Annotated in this window: 1 protein-coding gene; it reads right to left on the bottom strand. The window is 66.6% G+C overall.

Translation table 11 applies throughout. The features are described 5' to 3' along the window. Positions 1–31: 31 nt before the first annotated feature. Positions 32–1,221, bottom strand: a protein-coding gene (locus tag D7V77_RS42010) for an IS3 family transposase (protein ID WP_233597565.1) whose coding sequence is annotated in 2 segments (ribosomal slippage) — positions 32–930 and positions 930–1,221 — 1,191 coding nt in all. Because the reading frame shifts where the segments join, the coding sequence is not laid out codon by codon here. Positions 1,222–1,264: the final 43 nt, after the last annotated feature.

Below are 1,264 nucleotides of genomic sequence, written 5' to 3'. Positions count from 1 at the left end.
TGGGCGTGACCCGGTTCCGTAGACAGGTTGGTTACGCGGCCAGCCTACTCGTTGTGGCCACTCGCTCGAACTCGATGGGGCTGAGGTAGCCCAGGGCGGAGTGGCGCCGCTTCCGGTTGTAGAATACCTCGATGTATTCGAACAGTGCGCACCGTGCCTGCTCGCGCGTCTTGAAGCGGGTGACGTAGACGAGTTCCAGCTTCAGCGTGGAGAAGAAGCTCTCCGCCACCGCGTTGTCCCAGCAGTTGCCTTTGCGCGACATGCTGCACTCGATGCCTCGCGCCTCAAGCAGCCGGCGGTAGTCCTCGCTCGCGTATTGACTGCCGCGGTCGGAGTGATGGAGCGCTGGCGCAGGCCGTCCCAGGAGCGCCATGTCGAGCGCGGACAGCACCAACTCGCGGTCGATTCGCTCGCCCATGGCCCAGCCCACCACCTTGCGGCTGAAGAGGTCCAGCAGCACCGCCAGGTACAGCCAGCCCTCCTCGGTCCACACGTAGGTGATGTCGCCGGCCCACGTGCGGTTGGGCTGGCCGGGTCGGAAGTTCCTCTCCAGCGTATTCGGCGCCACCGGATGGCGGTGGGCCGAGTCGGTGGTCCGCACGAAGCGGCGCCGGGACCGAGCGCGCACGTCCGCCTGGCGCATCAGTCGCGCCACGCGCTTGCGAGCCACGCGCCGGCCTCGCGCCTTCAGCTCCGCATGCACGCGCGGAGCGCCGTACGTGCCTCGGCTCTCCTGATGGATGGCCAGCACCTCGGTGCTGAGGGCCCGGTCGCTCTTCTTGCGCTCAGACTCGGGTCTCTTCGCCCAGGCGTAGTAGCCGCTGCGCGAGACGCCCAGGTGACGACAGAGGACAGCTACCGGGTAGAGGGCCTTCTCCGCGTGGATGAAGGTGAACTTCACTTCATCTCCTTCGCGAAGAAGGCCGCCGCATTTTTTAGTATCTCCCGCTCCATCCGCAGCTCGCGGTTCTCCTTGCGCAGCCGGGCGAGTTCCTCGCGCTCCACTGTCGTCAACGCGCCGGGCTTGCCCTCGCCCCGGTCCGTCTTCATCTGCTCCACCCACAGCCGCAGCGCCGACTCCGTCAGGTCCAAATCCCGGGCCACCTGGGGGATGGACTTGCCCTCCTCCACCACCAGCTTCACCGCTTGGGCCTTGTACTCGACCGAGAACTCTCGGCGCGGCCGACGGGCCTTCTTCGACTTCTCCTCGTTCGCGGACATCCCGTGCTCCTTCCATCACATCTCGGGTGTCCACGGAACCGGG

The organism is Corallococcus sp. CA041A, assembly GCF_003612075.1.
Classification (GTDB): domain Bacteria; phylum Myxococcota; class Myxococcia; order Myxococcales; family Myxococcaceae; genus Corallococcus; species Corallococcus exiguus.
This window is presented reverse-complemented; position numbering and strand designations above follow the sequence as displayed.